Here is a 17,213-nt window from a genome sequence, read left to right as displayed (position 1 = left end):
GACCTGGCGACTGCCGCGTCAGTCGGCTAGCACCGTGAAGTCATGCCCATAACGCAGGATGGCCCAGGCCATGCGCGCGTTCTTCGCGGCGATGGCCACCACTGCTTTCCAGTAACCCCGTCGTGACTGCAGATTCCGGGCCCAGCGACTGTAGCGGTCCTGCTTGTCGCCCAAGCCCGCCAGCACCGCGCGAGCCCCCATCACCAGCAGGCTGCGCAGATACGCATCCCCCGCCTTGGTAATCCGCCCCAATCGCGTTTTGCCACCGCTGCTGTATTGACCGGGCACCAAGCCGATCCAGGCGGCCAGCTGCCGGCCGGAGTCGAAGTCATGCCCGGCGCCGATGCTGGCCAGCAGCGCGCTGGCCGTGGTGGGGCCGATGCCGGGCTGGCGCTGTAGCTGTCGCGCGCGATCATCCTGCCGGGCCTGCTGCGCAATCGCGTCGCTGTAGCTGTCGATCCGCTCACTTAGCTGGCTGGCGTACTGCAGCAAGTCGCCAATGCAGCGATTGGCCCAGCCGGGCAGATCTTCCAGATGCGCACCGATCTCACGCCGCAGCCGTTCCACCTTCTGGGGCAGCACAATGCCGAACTCGGCAATCAGGCCGCGGATGCGGTTGTAGGTGGCGGTGCGGTCTTCAACCAGGCCTTGCCGGGTGCGGTGCAGGGTGAGCAGGGCTTGCTGGTCTGCGCTCTTGATGGGGACGAAGCGCATGTGCGGACGGGTAACGGCTTCGCAGATGGCGGCGGCATCGGCCGCGTCATTCTTGCCGTGCTTGCCGCCGAGTCGGTACGGCGCGACGAACTTGGGGGCGATCAGCTTGACGGTGTGGCCGTGCTGCTGAAACAGGCGTGCCCAGTGATGGGCGCCGGAACAGGCTTCCATGCCGATCAGGCAGGGCGGCAGTTGTACGATCAGGGCTAACAAGTCGGCGCGCTGGACCTTGGGTTTGACGAGGTTCGGCTTGCCGGTTTCATCGACGCCGTGCACGGCAAACACGTTCTTGGCGAGATCGATACCGATGGTGATAATGGCCATGGATTTCCCCTTCCGGTTGGCGATGACGGGTGGAAACGCCATCGTGGCACTGCGGTGCCGTTGCGGCTTCGCCGCTCATCCGGGACGGGGAAGTCCCTTTTATTCGTTAGTGAATCGCCCGTCGTTCCTATTGATCCTCAGCATCGCAACGCTGTCTCGCTACCTGGTGGTAGCGGCACTCACCTTTCATAGGGTCTAGCGAGTTCATAGAAAGTGCATTCAGGAACATCCAGCCCCAAGGCAGGTCTGTTGGCCTACCTCCATCAAACCAAACAGATCATGAGCACCGTTGCCTTTCTCCTCTATTCAATCGGTATTGCCTGTGTCATCGCGGTGGTGCAAATGCGCTACAGCCGTGACGAGAAAGTAGATATCGCCATCATGACCGTTGCCGGCCTACTCTGTCTCGGGGGGGCCGTGGCCAGCACAGCTGAACTCACCTCCCAGTAGGTCATAAGCGACAAACGGCGCTCAAGGGCGCCGTTTGTCTTTGGTGCTTACATCATCCGCTTGATGTCCTGACGCCTTTTCGTGCTTCTCTGGATCAGTTTGGTCTTTCAAGTCAACTAATGGGCTGAGGATGGTGCCATATCGCATTGGTTAGTCTTTTACCGCTTCGCCCCTTTCCAATCAGAGGAGCGGACAGGGGGCAGAATAGCGGCGTATGCCTCGAAACTCCCTTTACTCGCATGGCCACTAACATCCAGGCACGGTGTTAGTGGCCATGCGCTACGGCCTACTAGTCTAATTTCTCGCGGCGTCTCTGAGAGAAGGTTATCTGAGGACCTATTGCAAATCCCATCTGTCTGTTGATTGTGGCAACATGGTCAAAAATATGACTATGTAATAATTAGAGAAAGCTTATGGGACGAGGGAAGCCCGTGATCGTGTTCGGTGACAAGACCGATCACGGTGGCACTGTTATTGAAGGTGACCCAACTAGCACTGTCGCGGGTAAGCCCATCGCCCGACTGGGTGACAAAGTCTCCTGCCCCAAATGCAAAGGTGCGTTCCCCATCATTGAAGGGGTAAGTGACACCTGGTATGCCGATAAACCGGTAGCGATTCATGGCCACAAGACATCCTGTAGCGCCACGCTGATCGGATCCCAAACCCTCCTAACCGTCTCGGTTGAGCCAGGTAATGCCAAAAGTGCCCCGGACTCAGCAGAAGGGACTTTGGGTGGCTCGGCTGACAGCTCATCAACCGCCGCAGCTGCCTCAGCATCCAGTACATCAGCGGACCAACGCCAGACCTATGCAACCTGCTTCCAGTGCGTAGACGATGTTACCGGCCAGCCCGTCGCGGGCCGCGCCTACCTCATCACACGCGCGGATGGCAGCACGCAGAGCGGAAAAACGGATGCCGACGGTTACACCGAGGTGATCGAGGGTGATGAAGACGAGGCGGTATCCGTCCATTTTCATTTCTCGGCGCCCGCCAAGCTCCTGGAGGTCGCTGACCTATGAAACGTGATGACCTGAAAAACGGCACCTTCGACACGTGGGCCAAGATTGAGAAAAGCCGGGCAGCGGACGTCAAAGCGAAGGCCAAGGTGGTCAAGATCGACGACAAGGCTGCAACGCGCCAGGCAATCATCGTCAGCCTGCGCAAGATTGGCTACAACGTGAAGACCCGCTCAGAATGGCGTGCCGCACCACCTAAGGTCGCGCTCGATCCTGACTGGGACTACACCAAAATCGCCATTCATCACGCGGGTAACAGCTTTAGCTGCTCCGCTATCGGCGCGGACGAGATGCGTCGAGCGCAAAGCCTGGAGATGGATAAAGGCTACGACGATGTCAGCTACCACTACGGCGTCGATTGCCGCGGTGTGATCTATGAAGCGCGGGACATCCGTTTCAAAGGCGCCCATATCAACAAGGGCAACACCGGAGTGATTGGTATCGTGTTGCTGGCCGATCTTTCTGAGCCAGGCGAGGCCTGGGAGCAGGAATACAAGAACAAGTCGTTGGGCGCACGTATTGGTGCAACGGCCGATATCGTCAGTGATAACAATGACAGCTCCACGGACACGCTTAGGGTTGTGCAGATGAATTCGCTGTACGCACTGGTGACCAGCCTGTCAGCACACTTCCGCATTACCATCTGCGGCGGGCATCGCGAGTATCAGAACAACGCGACCGGTGAGGGCCGTGCCTGTCCGGGGACGCACGGCATGACGGCAGTCAATCTCATCCGTGCTAGGTTTAAGCTGAGCAAGCCATGAAAAAAGGTCTCCAGATTTTCGGGATCATTCTGCTGGTTTGCTGCGCTGTCTTGCTCTTCGTCGGCTGGCAGGGACGTTGGGACGCTGGCGAAGAGCACAACCGAAGCCAGAGCTGGGAGCCTTTCCTGAAGAAATCGCCATCGCTGCAGATGCGCTACTACAACCCGCTGGACTGTGGTGACTGCGAGGAGAAGACTGTGGCCACGCTGGATCCAGTAAGACAGAAGCAGTTCGGTGAAATATGTGGGGCCCGATATGGGATCACTGATCTGCGGGCTTGCGCGCTGCGACTAGACCGCTAGTTGCCCCACGTTTTGACCCAAAACTGCTCCGCAATTCAAATCCGGGCGATGCTTGGGACGAACCAAAGAAAATGCCAACCTCGAGGGTTGGCTTTTTCTTTCTTGGAGACTCGAAAATGCAAGTTATTGGTCTCTTGTCCCAGACATTGATGTGGTGTCCCGGACTTAATTGTTCTGTCCCAGACTATTTTGTCCAAGAACAACGTCATCAGTGTTGCTCAAGCGCCTTACTCCACCGTCACGCTCTTGGCCAGATTACGCGGCTTGTCCACATCGGTGCCGCGCGCCAGGGCCGTGTGGTAGGCGAGCAGTTGGACCGGGATGGCGTGCACGACGGGGCTGAGTACGCCCACGTGGCGCGGGGTGCGGATCACGTGTACGCCTTCCGATTCACCAAAGCCGCTGTCGAGGTCGGCGAACACGAATAGCTCGCCGCCGCGTGCGCGCACTTCCTGCATATTCGACTTCACCTTTTCCAGCAGGCTGTCGTTCGGCGCAATCACCACCACCGGCATATTCTCGTCCACCAGGGCGAGCGGGCCGTGCTTGAGTTCGCCAGCCGCATAGGCTTCGGCGTGGATATAGGTGATCTCCTTGAGCTTGAGCGCGCCTTCCAGGGCGATGGGGTAGTGCACACCGCGGCCGAGGAAGAGCGCGTGCTGCTTGGGCGAGAAGCGGTCGGCCCAGGGCTTGATCTGCGGTTCCAGATTCAGCGCATGCTGCACGCTGCCCGGCAGCTGGCGCAGGTCGTCCAGATAGCCGGCCTCCTGGTCGCTGCCGAAGCGGCCATTGAGTTTGCCCAGCGTGACGGCCAGGGTGAACAGGGCGACCAGCTGGGTGGTGAAGGCCTTGGTGGAGGCCACGCCAATTTCGGCACCGGCGCGCGTGTAGAACACCAGCTTGCTGGCACGCGGAATGGCCGATTCCTGCACATTGCAGATCGATAGGCTGAGGTCGTGACCGAGCGACTGCGCGTATTTGAGCGCTTCCATGGTGTCCAGGGTTTCGCCCGATTGGGAGATGGTCACCACCAGGTATTTCGGGTTGGCCACGGCTTCGCGGTAGCGGTATTCGCTGGCGATTTCCACTGTGCACGGCAGCTTGGCAATGCTCTCGATCCAGTACTTGGCGACCGAGCCTGCGTAGAAGCTGGTGCCGCAGGCCAGGATCTGCACGCCTTCCACTTCGCTGAGCAGTTCACCGCTGTGGTCGCCGAACAGCGCGGGCACGAAGCCTTGCTCAAGCACCTGTTCGATGGTGTCGGCCAGGGCCTTGGGCTGTTCGTGGATTTCCTTCTGCATGAAGTGGCGGTAAGGGCCAAGCTCCAGCGAAGCGAGCGAGACTTCCGACAGGCGGACGGCGCGCTGCACGCTGGCGCCGCTCTGGTCGAAGATCTGCACGCTGTCGGTACGCAGCGCGGCCACATCGCCTTCTTCCAGGAAGATCACCTTGCGGGTGGCGGCGAGTACGGCCGAGACATCGGAGGCGATGAAGTTCTCACCCTCGCCCAGGCCGATCAGCAGTGGGCAGCCCATGCGTGCGCAGACCAGCAGGTCGGGCTGCTGGATGGCGATCACGCCAATCGCGTAGGCGCCGTGCAGCTCACGCACTGCCTTTTGCACGGCGGCCAGAAGCTCGCCGGTTTCTTCCAGATAGTGTTCGATCAGGTGGGCGATCACCTCGGTGTCGGTCTGCGATTCGAACACATAGCCAAGCGCCTTCAGGCGCTGGCGCTGCTCATCGTGGTTTTCGATGATGCCGTTGTGGACGACCGCCACCTGCTTGGAGATATGCGGGTGGGCATTCGGCTCGGTGACGCCGCCATGGGTGGCCCAGCGGGTGTGACCAATGCCGAGCTGGCCTTGCAGCTGTTCGGCCTGGGCGGCGTTTTCCATCTCGGCCACGCGGCCAACGCGGCGCACACGCTGGATGGCGCTATTGACCAAGACCGCCACGCCGGACGAGTCATAGCCGCGATATTCCAATCGCTTCAGCCCATCGATCAGGTGGGCGACCACATCACGTTGCGCAATCGCGCCGACAATACCGCACATGGAAAACTCCGAATCTGGTTGGATGGCACAAGTCTAAGCAAGCTTGCGCATGCTATGAGTATGTTTTCGTCATCATTTTACATTACTTAAAAATGCAAATGGCATAAGCGCGTAGTCGGGACGATCTTCCGCTGCGCTCGGGGCTGCCGCGCGGCGGCGACTCTGGCATGCTTCGCCGCCCAACCCCCGTCCTATCCTTACCCGCATGCTGATTCTGCCCCTGCCGTCCCGACCCGATTGGCGCAAGCCGCCTGTGCTGACCCTGCTGATCATGCTGGTCTGCACGCTGGTCTATCTGGGCCAGGCCGGCGACGAGCAACGTGCAGCACAGGCGCTGCATTACTACATGCAGTCGGATTTACCGGCCTTCGAGCTGCCCGCCTATCGCGACTATCGCGCCGCGCAAGGCCAGCCGTTGGACGAGGCGCAGCCGGCCGAATATACGGTGCAGGCGATGCAGCTTGATCCGGACTTCCTGCAGGCGCTGCACGCCGGCCAGCTGATACGGCCGCAGCAGCAAGGCTATGCCGACTGGTGGCGCCAGCGTGGGCAGTTCGAACGTCTATGGGACAAGCAGATCACCCCGCGCTACGCGCTGGCGCCTGCGCATCCGAAGGTGCTGACCCTGTTCAGCCATATGTTCCTGCATGGCAGCTGGGATCATCTGCTTGGCAATATGGCGGTGTTCTTCCTGGTCGGCTACACGGTGGAGCTGGCGCTGGGGCCGCTGCTCTTTCTCGGCCTCTTTCTGCTGGGCGGGCTGGGCGCCACGGTATCCGACCTGGTGCTGGCTCAGTACGGACTGTCGCTGGGTGCATCCGGTGCGATCTCGGCGGTCATGGCCAGCTATGTGGTGCTGTTCGGCTGGCAGCGCATCCGCTTCTTTTATGCGCTGCTGTTCTTCTTCAATACCGCGCGCTGGCCGGCGCTGGTCATTCTGCCGGTGTGGCTGGGCAATGAGCTGTTCCAGTACCTGACGGCGGCTGCCGACAATCAGGTGAACTTCCTCGCCCACTTTGGTGGCTTCCTGGCCGGCGCGCTATTGACCGCGCTGTACCGTTGGCGGCGCGGTGGTCGCAGTGCCGCATCGGTCGAGCAGGCGCGGGTGGACGATGCGCAGGCGACGCTGCGTGCACAGGCGGAGCGCCTGCTGGATGCCGGACAGTTCGAGCGCGCTGCACAGCATTACGCGCGGCTGCTGGCTAGCTATCCCGCCAAGGCCGACGATCTGCTCGCCTATTTCCGTTGCGCCAAGCTCGCGCCCGCGCAACTGCCAGCCGCCATCGAACAGCTGGTCGGCCGTACGGCGCGTGGTGAGGCACTGCCCGGTGAGGTAGTGGCCGAGGCCTTGCGTGAAGCAGGCCGGCGCAAGCTGCCCATGCCGCGACTGAGCGCCAATCATTGGCTGGCGGTGGCGCGCCTGTGCATCGACGCACGCCAATTCGACATCGCCAAGCAGCTGGTCACCCGCCTGGCGCGCCAGCCGGGGCCGGAGATTCCCAGCCTGCTGCTGCGCCTGAGCGAAGCCTTGCGCCGGCAAGGCGCGGCAGCCGATGCGACGCGCTTCGAAGCGATGCTGACTTCATTGCACAGCGAATCGGACGAGGCGCACTACCTGCTGCGCCGGCGCGCCGGCTGATCAGCCGGCCTGGGCGGCCAGCAGACGCTTGACGGTGTTCAGCATCTGCGCGGCCGGCTCGCGCACCGCATGATCGGGGTAGCGCACCAGCAGGTGCTCGAGAATACGCGCGGCACCAGCATCATCCTTGCGGTACTCGCATAGCAGGCGCGCGCCGAGCAGGTAGATGGTCGGAATATCGGCGTGGCCAGGATGGCGCTTATCAAAGCCCTTGATCAGTCGGAACGCCCCCTCCACCAACCGCCCCTCCAGCATGGCCGTGGCCAGCGGCAGCACCCAGCCTGCGCGCTCTGGCTGGTAGTCGGCGAAGCGCTGCTGCAGGGCGTCCACGATGCGCGCCGCCTGTGCATAGCGCTGTTCACTGATCAGGAAGGCCAGATAGCGGCTGGCATGTGTGCGCATCTCTTGGTCGGCACCCGCCTCGGCGCACAGCATCTTGTGCAGGCGCTCATTCACCTCGATATCGAACGGATAGTCGCGCGCCAGCTCGCGTAGCAGCTGCAAGGCATTTGCCTGCTGGCCTTCGCGGATCAGCGTGCTGATGTCATGCAGGGCCGCACGCTTGGGGTCGCTGGCCGTCTGGTCCTGAGCCTGTTCGGCAAACCCGCGTGCGACCTCGATGCCGGCTTCCTCGTGATACTGGTACAGCGTGTAGCCCATCAGGCGCGCCATCACCGCTGCGAAATAGGCGAGCCCGAAACCGGCCAGCGGTGCGCGCAATAGCTCGGGCAAATGCGGGAACAGATAGTGGCTGACCGTGGCATCCCCACCGAGCAGCAAGAGCAGCAACGCGCTCAGGCCCAGATAGGGCAGGCCGATGCCGCTAACCAGCTGCCATAGCCGTGCAGGATTCAAAGCAGCCAGCAGGCTATTGCTGACCGCCAACACCATGGTGCTGGCTGGCCAGAACAGCGCCAGGGCAATGCCCCACAGGCTAGCGGCGATCTGACCGAACAGGCTGGCCACCGCGATAAAGCTCACACCAGCCGCCAGCGCCACCACGATCTGCTTATAGGCCAGGTACTGGCCGCCATGGCCGACTGCCAGCCCGGCCGGGTTGTCATGAAGATGGCCGATGGCGGTCTTCTCCAGCACCTGGAAGGCGAAGCGTGCACAGACCGCCCAGGCGGCGAACTGGGCCGCAATATTCAGCGGCATGAACAGCCAGTCGCCCAGCGCAACCAGCAAGGCCACGCCCAGGCAGCTGAGCAGCGGGTCGGGGCTGAACGGATAGCGGAAGAAGGCGGGGAAGCACTCCCAGTAAGGTGTGATGGCCTGGGGCTGGCGCGCCATGCCTTAGCCTTTCTGCTTGGTGGGCTTCTTCCAGCCGGTAATCGAGCGTTGGTCGCGCGCGCGGCAGATGGTCAGCGCATCGGCCGGCGCATCCTTGGTGATGGTGGAACCGGCGGCGATATACGCGCCATCCGCTATCGTCACCGGCGCCACCAGCTGGCTATCGGTGCCGATGAATGCATCGTTGCCGATGGTGGTGGTGAATTTGTTCGCGCCGTCGTAATTGCAGGTGATGACGCCGGCCGAGACATTGACGCGCTCGCCAATCACCGCATCGCCCAGATAGGCGAGGTGACCGGCCTTGCTGCCATTGCCGAGGCGCGCCTTCTTCAGTTCGACGAAGTTGCCGATATGGACCTTCTCGCCCAGCACCGAGTCGGGACGCACACGCGCAAACGGGCCGAGGTCGGAACCGGCACCCACCGTGCTGTCCTCGATCACGGTATTGGCCTTGACGATTACGCCATCACCGAGCGTGACATTCTTCAGGTAGACGTTCGGGCCGATCTTCACGCCGTTGCCGAGCGTGATCCGGCCTTCCAGGATCACGTTCACATCGATCTCCACATCTTGACCATGGCTGACGCTGCCGCGCAGATCGAAACGGGCCGGGTCGAGCAGGGTGACGCCGCCGGCCAAGAGCTTGTCGGCCTGGCGGCGTTGATACACGCGCTCCAGCTCGGCCAGCTGGCGTTTGTCGTTCACCCCGGCCGGCTCCCAGGCATCACCGGCAATTACCCCGGCCACGGCTACGCCATGCTCGACGGCCATGGCGATGATATCGGTCAGGTAGTACTCACCCTGGGCATTGGCATTCTTCAGCTTGGGCAGCCAGTCGCGCAAATGGCGCAAGGGCGCAGCGATAAAGCCGGTATTGATCTCGCGGATCGCCTGCTCGGCCCCATTGGCATCCTTCTGTTCGACAATGCGGGTGATCTGGCCGGCGCTATCGCGCACGATGCGCCCATAGCCGGTCGGGTTGTCCATCATCGCGGTTAGCACGGCCAGCTTGTCTTCGCCGGCCGCGGCTAGCAGCGCCTGCAAGGTGGCGGGGGTGATCAGCGGGCAGTCGCCGTACAAGATCAGCGCCACACCTTCGCTGCACTCGGGCAGGGCCTGTGCGACCGCATGGCCGGTGCCTAGCTGCTCGGCCTGGTGCGTCCAACGCACATCGGCCTGGCCCTGGAACGCCGCCTGGACCTGATCGCCACCGTGGCCGTAAACCACCACCAGGCGGTCGGCCTGCAAGGCCCGTCCGGCTTCCAACACATGGCCAAGCATGGGCCGGCCTGCCAGCGGTTGCAGCACCTTGGGCAGTTTGGAATTCATGCGCTTGCCTTGGCCGGCAGCGAGGATGATCACGTTCAGAGACATGGGAGCCCGCGGGGAAGAAAAGTCAGGCGGCGATTATCGCGGCGCGGGCGAAAAAGGGAAACCCGTCCGGCGCCGTGGTGGGGAGGCCGGCGGGTGGTGCGGGCAACAAAAAAGGCAGCCCGGAGGCTGCCTCTTTGTCTGACACCGTCAGGCCGATCAAGCGCGGTTGCGCAACTTCTTGATGGCGGCCAGTTGGGCGACTGCCTGCGCCAGTTCGGCTTGTGCCGAGGCGTAGTCAATCGAACCGGAACGGTTGGCCAGTGCTTCTTCGGCCAGTTTCTTGGCTTCCAACGCTTTCGCCTCGTCAAGGTCGTGACCGCGGATCGCGGTGTCGGCCAGAACCGTCACCACATGCGGTTGCACTTCAAGGATGCCGCCGGACACATAGACCAGCACTTCCTCTTCGTTGCTATTGGCGACCTTGATCCGCAGCGCACCCGCTTTGATACGGGTGAGCAGCGGAGCGTGGCGCGGCAGCACGCCGATCTCGCCCATCTCGCCCGGGGCGGCCAGGAATTCGGCCGTACCCGAGTAGATCTGCTCTTCAGCGCTGACTACGTCCACATGCATGGTCATGGCCATTTCCTAACCCCTTATTGCAGGCCCTTGGCTTTTTCGACAGCTTCGTCGATGCCGCCGACCATGTAGAAGGCCTGTTCCGGCAGGTGATCGTATTCGCCAGCCAGGATGCCCTTGAAGCCGCGCAGGGTTTCCTTGAGCGACACATACTTGCCCGGGGCGCCGGTGAACACTTCGGCCACGTGGAAAGGCTGCGACAGGAAACGCTGGATCTTACGGGCGCGAGCCACGACCAGCTTGTCTTCCGGCGACAGTTCGTCCATGCCCAGAATCGCGATGATGTCGCGCAGTTCCTTGTAGCGCTGCAGCGTTTGTTGCACGCCACGGGCCACCGAGTAGTGCTCGTCACCCACGATTTGCGGGTCCAGCTGACGCGAGGTCGAGTCGAGCGGGTCCACGGCAGGGTAGATACCCAGCGAGGCGATATCACGCGACAGCACGACGGTTGCGTCCAAGTGGGCGAAGGTCGTGGCAGGCGACGGGTCGGTCAAGTCATCGGCAGGCACGTAAACGGCCTGGATGGAGGTGATCGAGCCAGTCTTGGTCGAGGTGATACGCTCTTGCAGGCGACCCATTTCGTCGGCCAGCGTAGGCTGATAACCCACGGCGGACGGCATACGGCCCAGCAGCGCGGACACTTCGGTACCGGCCAGCGTGTAGCGGTAGATGTTGTCCACGAAGAACAGCACGTCACGGCCCTTGCCGTTTTCGTCCTTCTCGTCGCGGAAGTACTCGGCCATGGTCAGACCGGTCAGCGCTGCGCGCAGACGGTTGCCAGGTGGCTCGTTCATCTGGCCGTACACCATGGCCACTTTCGATTCGGCCAGGTTGTCCAGCTTGATCACGCCGGAGTCAGCCATCTCGTGATAGAAGTCGTTACCTTCACGAGTACGCTCACCCACACCAGCGAACACCGACAGACCCGAGTGAGCCTTGGCGATGTTGTTGATCAGTTCCAGCATGTTCACGGTCTTGCCCACACCGGCGCCACCGAACAGACCCACCTTGCCGCCCTTGGCGAACGGGCAGATCAAGTCGATCACCTTGATACCGGTTTCCAGCAGGTCCACCGAGCTCGACAGTTCGTCGAACTTCGGGGCCTTGCGGTGGATGGACCAACGCTCTTCCGCGACCACGGGACCGACTTCATCCACCGGGTTGCCCAGCACGTCCATGATACGGCCCAGCGTAGCCTTGCCGACCGGCACCGAAATCGGGTTGCCGGTGTTGGATACGGCCTGACCGCGCTTCACGCCGTCGGTCGAACCCATGGCGATTGCACGGACTACACCATCACCCAGCTGCTGCTGAACTTCCAGCGTCAGTTCCGGGCTGGCCAGCGTCAGCGCGTCAAATACCTTCGGCATGGCGTCGCGTGGAAATTCCACGTCAACCACCGGGCCAATGATTTGCACGATTTTACCTTGGCTCATCGTTGCATTCCTTAATGTTAAATACTGTTCCGCGCTGCGATCAGACCGCTGCTGCACCGGCGACGATTTCCGACAGTTCCTTGGTGATGGCTGCTTGGCGGGTCTTGTTGTAGACCAGCTTGAGCTCATCAATCACCGTTCCGGCGTTGTCGGATGCGGCCTTCATGGCCACCATCCGTGCGCTTTGTTCGGAAGCGATGTTCTCGGCCACTGCCTGGTAAACCAGCGCCTCGATATAGCGAATCAGCAGGTCGTCGATCACCACTTCAGGTGCCGGCTCGTAGATGTACTCGAACGGGTGATCGCTGACCGGCTTCATGCTGTCAGCGGGCACCGGCAGGAGCTGTTCCATCACCGGTTCCTGCTTCATCGTGTTGATGAAGCGGGTGTAGACGATATGCAGTTCGTCGATCTGGCCAGCCATGTAAGCGTCAAGCATGACCTTGACCGGGCCGATCAGTTTGTCGAGGTGCGGCGTATCACCGAGTTGCGTCACATGCGAGACCACGCGGGCACCGCTGCGCTGCATGAAGCCAAAGCCCTTGTTACCAATGGCGGTGACATCGACTTCGATGCCGGCCTGTTGCCAGGCCTTCATCTGGTTCAGCGAGGTGCGCAACACGTTGGTGTTGAGGCCACCGCACAGACCCTTGTCGGTCGTTACCACGATAATGCCGGCGCGCTTCACTTGCGCACGCTTGGTCAGGAAGGGGTGAGCGTAGTCCTGCAGGGCTTGGGCCAGGTGGGCGGTCACATTACGGATCTTTTCACCGTAAGGACGAGCCGCCTTCATCCGGGCTTGGGCCTTGCGCATCTTGGACGCGGCTACCATTTCCATGGCGCGGGTGATCTTGCGCGTGTTTTGCACGCTCTTGATCTTGTTGCGAATTTCCTTGCCGCCTGCCATGACTTGACCTTTCTCTCGTTAGATCAAATCAGAAAGCGCCGTTGGCCTTGAACGACTTGATGGCTTCCGCCAGCTTCTTGTCGTTGTCGCCAGACAGCTCACCCTTGCCGTCCATCTCAGCGATGATTTCGGCGTGGTTGGCTTTCACATAGGCATACAGGGCAGCTTCAAAAGCCAGCGCCTTTTCAACCGGCACGTCATCTGCCAGGCCCTTTTCCACGGCGTACAGGGTCACGGACAGCTGCGACACCTTGAACGGCGCGTATTGGCCTTGCTTCAGGAGTTCGGTCACCAGGCGGCCGCGGTCCAGCTGCTTGCGAGTGGCTTCGTCGAGGTCGGAAGCGAACTGGGCAAAGGCAGCGAGTTCACGGTACTGGGCCAGAGCGGTACGGATACCACCGGCGAGCTTCTTGACAACCTTGGTCTGGGCTGCACCACCGACGCGCGACACCGAAATACCGGCGTTGATGGCGGGGCGGATACCAGCGTTGAACAGGTCCGATTCTAGGAAGATCTGGCCGTCGGTAATCGAGATCACGTTGGTCGGCACGAAGGCGGACACGTCACCAGCTTGGGTTTCGATGATAGGCAGGGCGGTCAAAGAACCGGTCTTGCCCTTCACGGCGCCATTGGTGATCTTCTCGATGTAGTCTTCGTTGACGCGCGATGCACGCTCCAACAGACGCGAGTGGATGTAGAACACATCGCCTGGGTAGGCTTCGCGGCCCGGCGGACGACGCAGCAGCAGCGAGATCTGACGGTAAGCCACGGCTTGCTTGGACAAGTCGTCGTACACGATCAGGGCATCTTCACCGATGTCGCGGAAGTATTCACCCATCGCGCAACCGGCGTAGGGCGACAGGTATTGCATCGCAGCCGATTCGGAAGCCGAAGCAGCCACCACGATGGTGTGGTCCAGCGCGCCGTGCTCTTCCAGCTTGCGCACCACGTTGGCGATGGACGAAGCCTTCTGACCGATCGCAACGTAGATACAGGTAACGCCGTTACCCTTCTGGTTGATGATGGCGTCGAGGGCAACAGCGGTCTTGCCGGTCTGGCGGTCACCAATGATCAGCTCGCGCTGACCACGGCCGACCGGCACCATGGCGTCAATGGCCTTGATACCGGTTTGCAGCGGCTGCGACACGGACTGACGGGCGATCACGCCCGGGGCGATCTTTTCGATCGGGCTGGTGCCCGATGCATTGATCGGGCCCTTGCCGTCAATCGGCTGACCCAGTGCGTTCACCACGCGGCCACGCAGCTGCGGGCCAACCGGCACTTCCAGGATGCGGCCGGTGCACTTGACTTCCGAACCTTCGGAAATGTGCTCGTAGTCACCCAGTACCACGGCACCGACGGAGTCACGCTCCAGGTTCAGGGCCAGGCCGAAGGTGTTGCCCGCGAATTCGAGCATTTCGCCCTGCATGACTTCAGACAGGCCGTGCACGCGGACGATGCCGTCGGACACCGAAACCACGGTGCCGGTCGTGCGGCTTTCTGCGCCTGCGGACAGGTTCTGAATCTTGCTCTTGATCAGATCGCTGATCTCGGACGGATTCAATTGCATTGTTTGCACTCCAAAATGATTACTCGCGCCAGTCGCTTGCGCGTTACTGGGCGAGGCGAGCCGTAAGGGCAGCGAGCTTGCCGCGCACCGAGGCGTCAATGACGTCATCACCGACCGTCATGCGCACGCCGCCGATCAGATCGGCGTTCAAGCTGACAGTGGTCTCGACCTTCTTGCCGACGCGTGCGGTCAGGATGGACTTGATTTCGTCCAGCTGGGCAGCGTTCAGCTCGAAGGCCGACTCGATGTGCGCCGTGACCGAGCCTTCTGCCTGGGCCTTCAGCTGCTCGAACAACTCGGCAACATGGGGCAGCAGGGCAAAGCGGCGGCTTTCCAGCACGGTGGCAACAAAGTTGCTGACCTGCGGGGTGGCGCGCGCGCCAAGCAGTTCGATCAGGAGCGCTTGAACCTGGCTCGAGGAGAACTTCGGATTGGCGGCGAACTCGACTGCCGCCGGGTCTTGCGCGGCGGCGGCCAGCACGGCCAGCGCCTCGGACCAAGCCGGCAGGCTGTTCGCTTCCTTGGCCAGGCGGAAAACCGCTTCAGCGTAGGGTCTTGCGACGGTAATGAGTTCAGCCATGAGCTTTACAGTTCCGCTTTAAGCGTAGCCAGCAGGTCGGCGTGACGCGCGGCATCCACTTCCTTGCGCAGGATCTTCTCTGCGCCGGCCAGCGCCAGGGCGGAAACATGCTGACGCAGCTCTTCCTTGGCTTGGTGGACTTGCTGGTCAACTTCGGCCTTGGCACCAGCGATCAGACGGTCGCCTTCGACGCGTGCGGCGTCCTTGGCTTCCTCAACGATCGCGCTGGCGCGCTTTTCGGCTTGAGCGATGATCTCGGATGCTTGCGACTTGGCCTTGCGCAGTTCCTCGGCAGCGCGCTTTTCAGCGAGCTCGAGGTCGTGCTTGGCGCGATCGGCAGCGGACAAGCCGTCTGCGATACGCTTGGCGCGTTCATCCAGCGTGGCCATCAGCGGCGGCCAGATGAACTTCCAGGTGACAAGCACCAGCACCGCGAAGACCAACGCCTGCAGAAACAGGGAGGCGTTAATATTCATGAGTTAACCCCTTGAAGGATAAAGGGTTAATTACTTGATCAGGGCGACGAGCGGGTTACCGAAGGCGAACATCAGGGCGACGGCAACGGTAATAATGAAGATGGCGTCAACCAGACCAGCGATAACGAACAGCTTAGGTTGCAGGGCAGCGGCGGATTCCGGCTGACGAGCAGCGCCTTCCAGGAACTTAGCGCCAACCAGTGCCACGCCGATAGCGGCGCCAACACCTGCCAGGCCAATCATCAGGCCAATAGCGATAGCGGTGAATTGCTGAACGTTAGCGATCAGGACTGCGTGTTCCATTTGATACTCCTAGTTGAGGATGGTGATTTACGAAAAAAGAAAACAGGTGAAACGAAAACGATAGGGCTTAGTGTTCTTCAACGGCCAGACCACAGTACACAATGGTCAGCATCATGAAGATATAAGCCTGCAGGATCACGATCAGGATGTGGAAAATGGCCCATGCGGAACCTGCCACTAACTGACCCAGCGCGCCGAGGATGGAGCCGGGGTTCACACCGGTCCAACCCATGCCCAGCAGTGCGATCAGCATGAACACCAGCTCACCGGCGAACATATTGCCGACCAGACGCAGTGCGAGCGACAGACCGCGCGAGCCGTATTCGATCAGCTGCATGGCGCCGTTGATCGGGATCAGGATGATCTTCATGACCGCGCCTTCGGCATGGAAGGGGGCGGTGAAGAATTCGACCACGAAGCCGACCAGACCTTTGGCCTGAATGCCCAGCAGCACCGACAGCAGCACCACGGACAGCGACATGGCCAGGCCCTGGTTGATATCGGCAGTCGGCACGACCTTCAGGTATTCGATACCGAACAGTGCAACCACCTTGGGCAGCAGATCGACCGGCAGGAAGTCCATGGCGTTCATCAGCACGACCCAGACGAACACGGTCAGGGCCAGCGGGGCGACCAGCTTGCTCTTGCCGTGGAAGATGTCTTTGACGTTGCTGTCCACCAGTTCAATGATCAGCTCGATGAAGAGCTGGAACTTGGATGGCTTGTCCACCGAGGCGCGGCGTGCAGCCAGACCGAAAACGGCCAGGAACACGAAACCCAGGATCAGCGAGATCCAGAAGGTATCCAGGTGGATATTGTTGGGATCTGTTGCTTCGAGTGCCGGATTGGCGCGCAGATTCATCAGGTGATGCGAGATGTATTCTGTCGCGTTGGCAGGTGCGTGATGTTCAGCCGACATAGTTTTTGAGTGATGATTTATTTGGAAATCAGTACCAGCAAATAGGCCAGCAAGCTGGCCACGAATGCACCGGCAAACCACAGTGCATTCGCCCCGAAGATGACGTAGCCGGCGAGCAAGAGCGCCAGTGACACTACGACTTTGACGATTTCTGCCAGCAGGAACTGGACATACAACGTCTTCGGGGCCGGAATTCCTTCAAAACGGCTGACTCGGCCGTACACCCATACCGCTGCAATCTGGCTCAAGCCACCGGCGAAGGCAGCGAACATTGCTTTGGTATCGGCGATAAAAAATGCTGTCGCGGCAACGACCCCGGTCAGGGCCGACATCACGAGCAGCACGGCGCGAATCTGTTTCCTCAACTTCTCCGCAGGAGACAGTGGCCGAGAAAACTCGCGGATATTAGCGTTCTCTTGGTGCATAGGTCAACACGAATGCCCGAAATAGGGGCGTAATCGCCTGTTTTTTCGGGCTAAATTTAAATTCACCCCGGCCGCTTGGCCGGTCGAGTGC

Annotated in this window: 18 protein-coding genes; 5 read left to right on the top strand and 13 right to left on the bottom strand. The window is 61.1% G+C overall.

The genetic code is table 11. The features are described 5' to 3' along the window. Positions 1-18: 18 nt before the first annotated feature. Positions 19-1,038: an IS110 family RNA-guided transposase gene (locus BT173_RS15500; protein WP_072429567.1), complete on the bottom strand. Its 1,020-nt coding sequence runs from the start codon at positions 1,036-1,038 to the stop codon at positions 19-21. Between the two features lie 279 nt (positions 1,039-1,317). On the opposite strand from BT173_RS15500, the gene BT173_RS19680 reads away from it, so the two are divergent. The 4 genes from BT173_RS19680 to BT173_RS15480 all read left to right on the top strand — a co-directional run bounded on the left by BT173_RS19680 (position 1,318) and on the right by BT173_RS15480 (position 3,570). Continuing rightward, positions 1,318-1,488, top strand: coding sequence for a hypothetical protein (locus BT173_RS19680; protein ID WP_175545617.1), 171 nt, complete (start codon positions 1,318-1,320; stop codon positions 1,486-1,488). Positions 1,489-1,919: 431 nt separating this feature from the next. After that, complete coding sequence (locus tag BT173_RS15490; RefSeq protein ID WP_175545616.1) at positions 1,920-2,507, top strand: PAAR domain-containing protein; 588 nt, start codon at positions 1,920-1,922, stop codon at positions 2,505-2,507. Then, a complete protein-coding gene (locus BT173_RS15485) occupies positions 2,504-3,268 on the top strand; it encodes a peptidoglycan recognition protein family protein (RefSeq protein WP_072429564.1) in 765 nt (254 codons plus the stop codon). Before BT173_RS15490 ends, BT173_RS15485 begins: the two co-directional genes overlap by 4 nt. Beyond that, on the top strand, positions 3,265-3,570 hold the full coding sequence (locus BT173_RS15480; protein ID WP_072429563.1) for a hypothetical protein: 306 nt from the start codon (positions 3,265-3,267) through the stop codon (positions 3,568-3,570). Before BT173_RS15485 ends, BT173_RS15480 begins: the two co-directional genes overlap by 4 nt. Positions 3,571-3,797: 227 nt before the next feature. Here the strand turns inward: BT173_RS15480 and glmS are convergent, their stop codons facing one another. Further along, on the bottom strand, positions 3,798-5,624 hold the full coding sequence (gene glmS, locus BT173_RS15475; RefSeq protein WP_072429562.1) for a glutamine--fructose-6-phosphate transaminase (isomerizing): 1,827 nt from the start codon (positions 5,622-5,624) through the stop codon (positions 3,798-3,800). Positions 5,625-5,829: 205 nt separating this feature from the next. Between glmS and BT173_RS15470 the strand changes: the two genes are divergently transcribed. Beyond that, positions 5,830-7,263 carry a rhomboid family intramembrane serine protease gene (locus BT173_RS15470; RefSeq protein WP_072429561.1) on the top strand — a complete coding sequence of 478 codons (1,434 nt, stop codon included), beginning with the start codon at positions 5,830-5,832 and terminating at the stop codon, positions 7,261-7,263. Here the strand turns inward: BT173_RS15470 and BT173_RS15465 are convergent, their stop codons facing one another. The 11 genes from BT173_RS15465 to BT173_RS15415 form a co-directional block, all read right to left on the bottom strand. Beyond that, positions 7,264-8,556 (bottom strand): hypothetical protein, encoded by a 1,293-nt coding sequence (locus BT173_RS15465; protein WP_072429560.1) that lies wholly within the window; start codon positions 8,554-8,556, stop codon positions 7,264-7,266. Positions 8,557-8,559: 3 nt separating this feature from the next. Next, entirely contained in the window at positions 8,560-9,930 is a 1,371-nt protein-coding gene (gene glmU / locus BT173_RS15460; protein ID WP_175545615.1) for a bifunctional UDP-N-acetylglucosamine diphosphorylase/glucosamine-1-phosphate N-acetyltransferase GlmU, read from the bottom strand. Positions 9,931-10,086: 156 nt separating this feature from the next. After that, positions 10,087-10,512 (bottom strand): F0F1 ATP synthase subunit epsilon, encoded by a 426-nt coding sequence (locus BT173_RS15455; RefSeq protein WP_072429559.1) that lies wholly within the window; start codon positions 10,510-10,512, stop codon positions 10,087-10,089. Between the two features lie 11 nt (positions 10,513-10,523). After that, positions 10,524-11,942, bottom strand: coding sequence for a F0F1 ATP synthase subunit beta (gene atpD, locus BT173_RS15450; RefSeq protein WP_072429558.1), 1,419 nt, complete (start codon positions 11,940-11,942; stop codon positions 10,524-10,526). Between the two features lie 40 nt (positions 11,943-11,982). Beyond that, positions 11,983-12,849 carry a F0F1 ATP synthase subunit gamma gene (gene atpG / locus BT173_RS15445; RefSeq protein ID WP_072429557.1) on the bottom strand — a complete coding sequence of 289 codons (867 nt, stop codon included), beginning with the start codon at positions 12,847-12,849 and terminating at the stop codon, positions 11,983-11,985. Positions 12,850-12,877: 28 nt separating this feature from the next. Then, on the bottom strand, positions 12,878-14,419 hold the full coding sequence (atpA, locus tag BT173_RS15440; protein WP_072429556.1) for a F0F1 ATP synthase subunit alpha: 1,542 nt from the start codon (positions 14,417-14,419) through the stop codon (positions 12,878-12,880). Positions 14,420-14,462: 43 nt separating this feature from the next. Next, the gene (locus BT173_RS15435; protein ID WP_072429555.1) at positions 14,463-14,999 is read right to left on the bottom strand and encodes a F0F1 ATP synthase subunit delta; all 537 of its coding nucleotides are present in this window, start codon (positions 14,997-14,999) and stop codon (positions 14,463-14,465) included. 5 nt (positions 15,000-15,004) lie between these two features. Next, positions 15,005-15,475: a F0F1 ATP synthase subunit B gene (locus BT173_RS15430; RefSeq protein WP_072429554.1), complete on the bottom strand. Its 471-nt coding sequence runs from the start codon at positions 15,473-15,475 to the stop codon at positions 15,005-15,007. Positions 15,476-15,505: 30 nt separating this feature from the next. Then, the gene (atpE, locus tag BT173_RS15425) at positions 15,506-15,778 is read right to left on the bottom strand and encodes a F0F1 ATP synthase subunit C (RefSeq protein WP_072429553.1); all 273 of its coding nucleotides are present in this window, start codon (positions 15,776-15,778) and stop codon (positions 15,506-15,508) included. Positions 15,779-15,845: 67 nt separating this feature from the next. Beyond that, positions 15,846-16,697, bottom strand: coding sequence for a F0F1 ATP synthase subunit A (atpB, locus tag BT173_RS15420; RefSeq protein ID WP_072429552.1), 852 nt, complete (start codon positions 16,695-16,697; stop codon positions 15,846-15,848). A gap of 17 nt (positions 16,698-16,714) precedes the next feature. Then, a complete protein-coding gene (locus BT173_RS15415; protein WP_072429551.1) occupies positions 16,715-17,122 on the bottom strand; it encodes a hypothetical protein in 408 nt (135 codons plus the stop codon). Between the last annotated feature and the right edge of the window lie 91 nt (positions 17,123-17,213).

This window comes from Chitinimonas taiwanensis DSM 18899, from assembly GCF_900119825.1.
In the GTDB taxonomy this organism is placed as follows: Bacteria; Pseudomonadota; Gammaproteobacteria; order Burkholderiales; family Chitinimonadaceae; genus Chitinimonas; species Chitinimonas taiwanensis.
The sequence above is the reverse complement of the archived record's forward strand: the minus strand, read 5'-3'. Positions and strand labels throughout refer to the sequence as shown.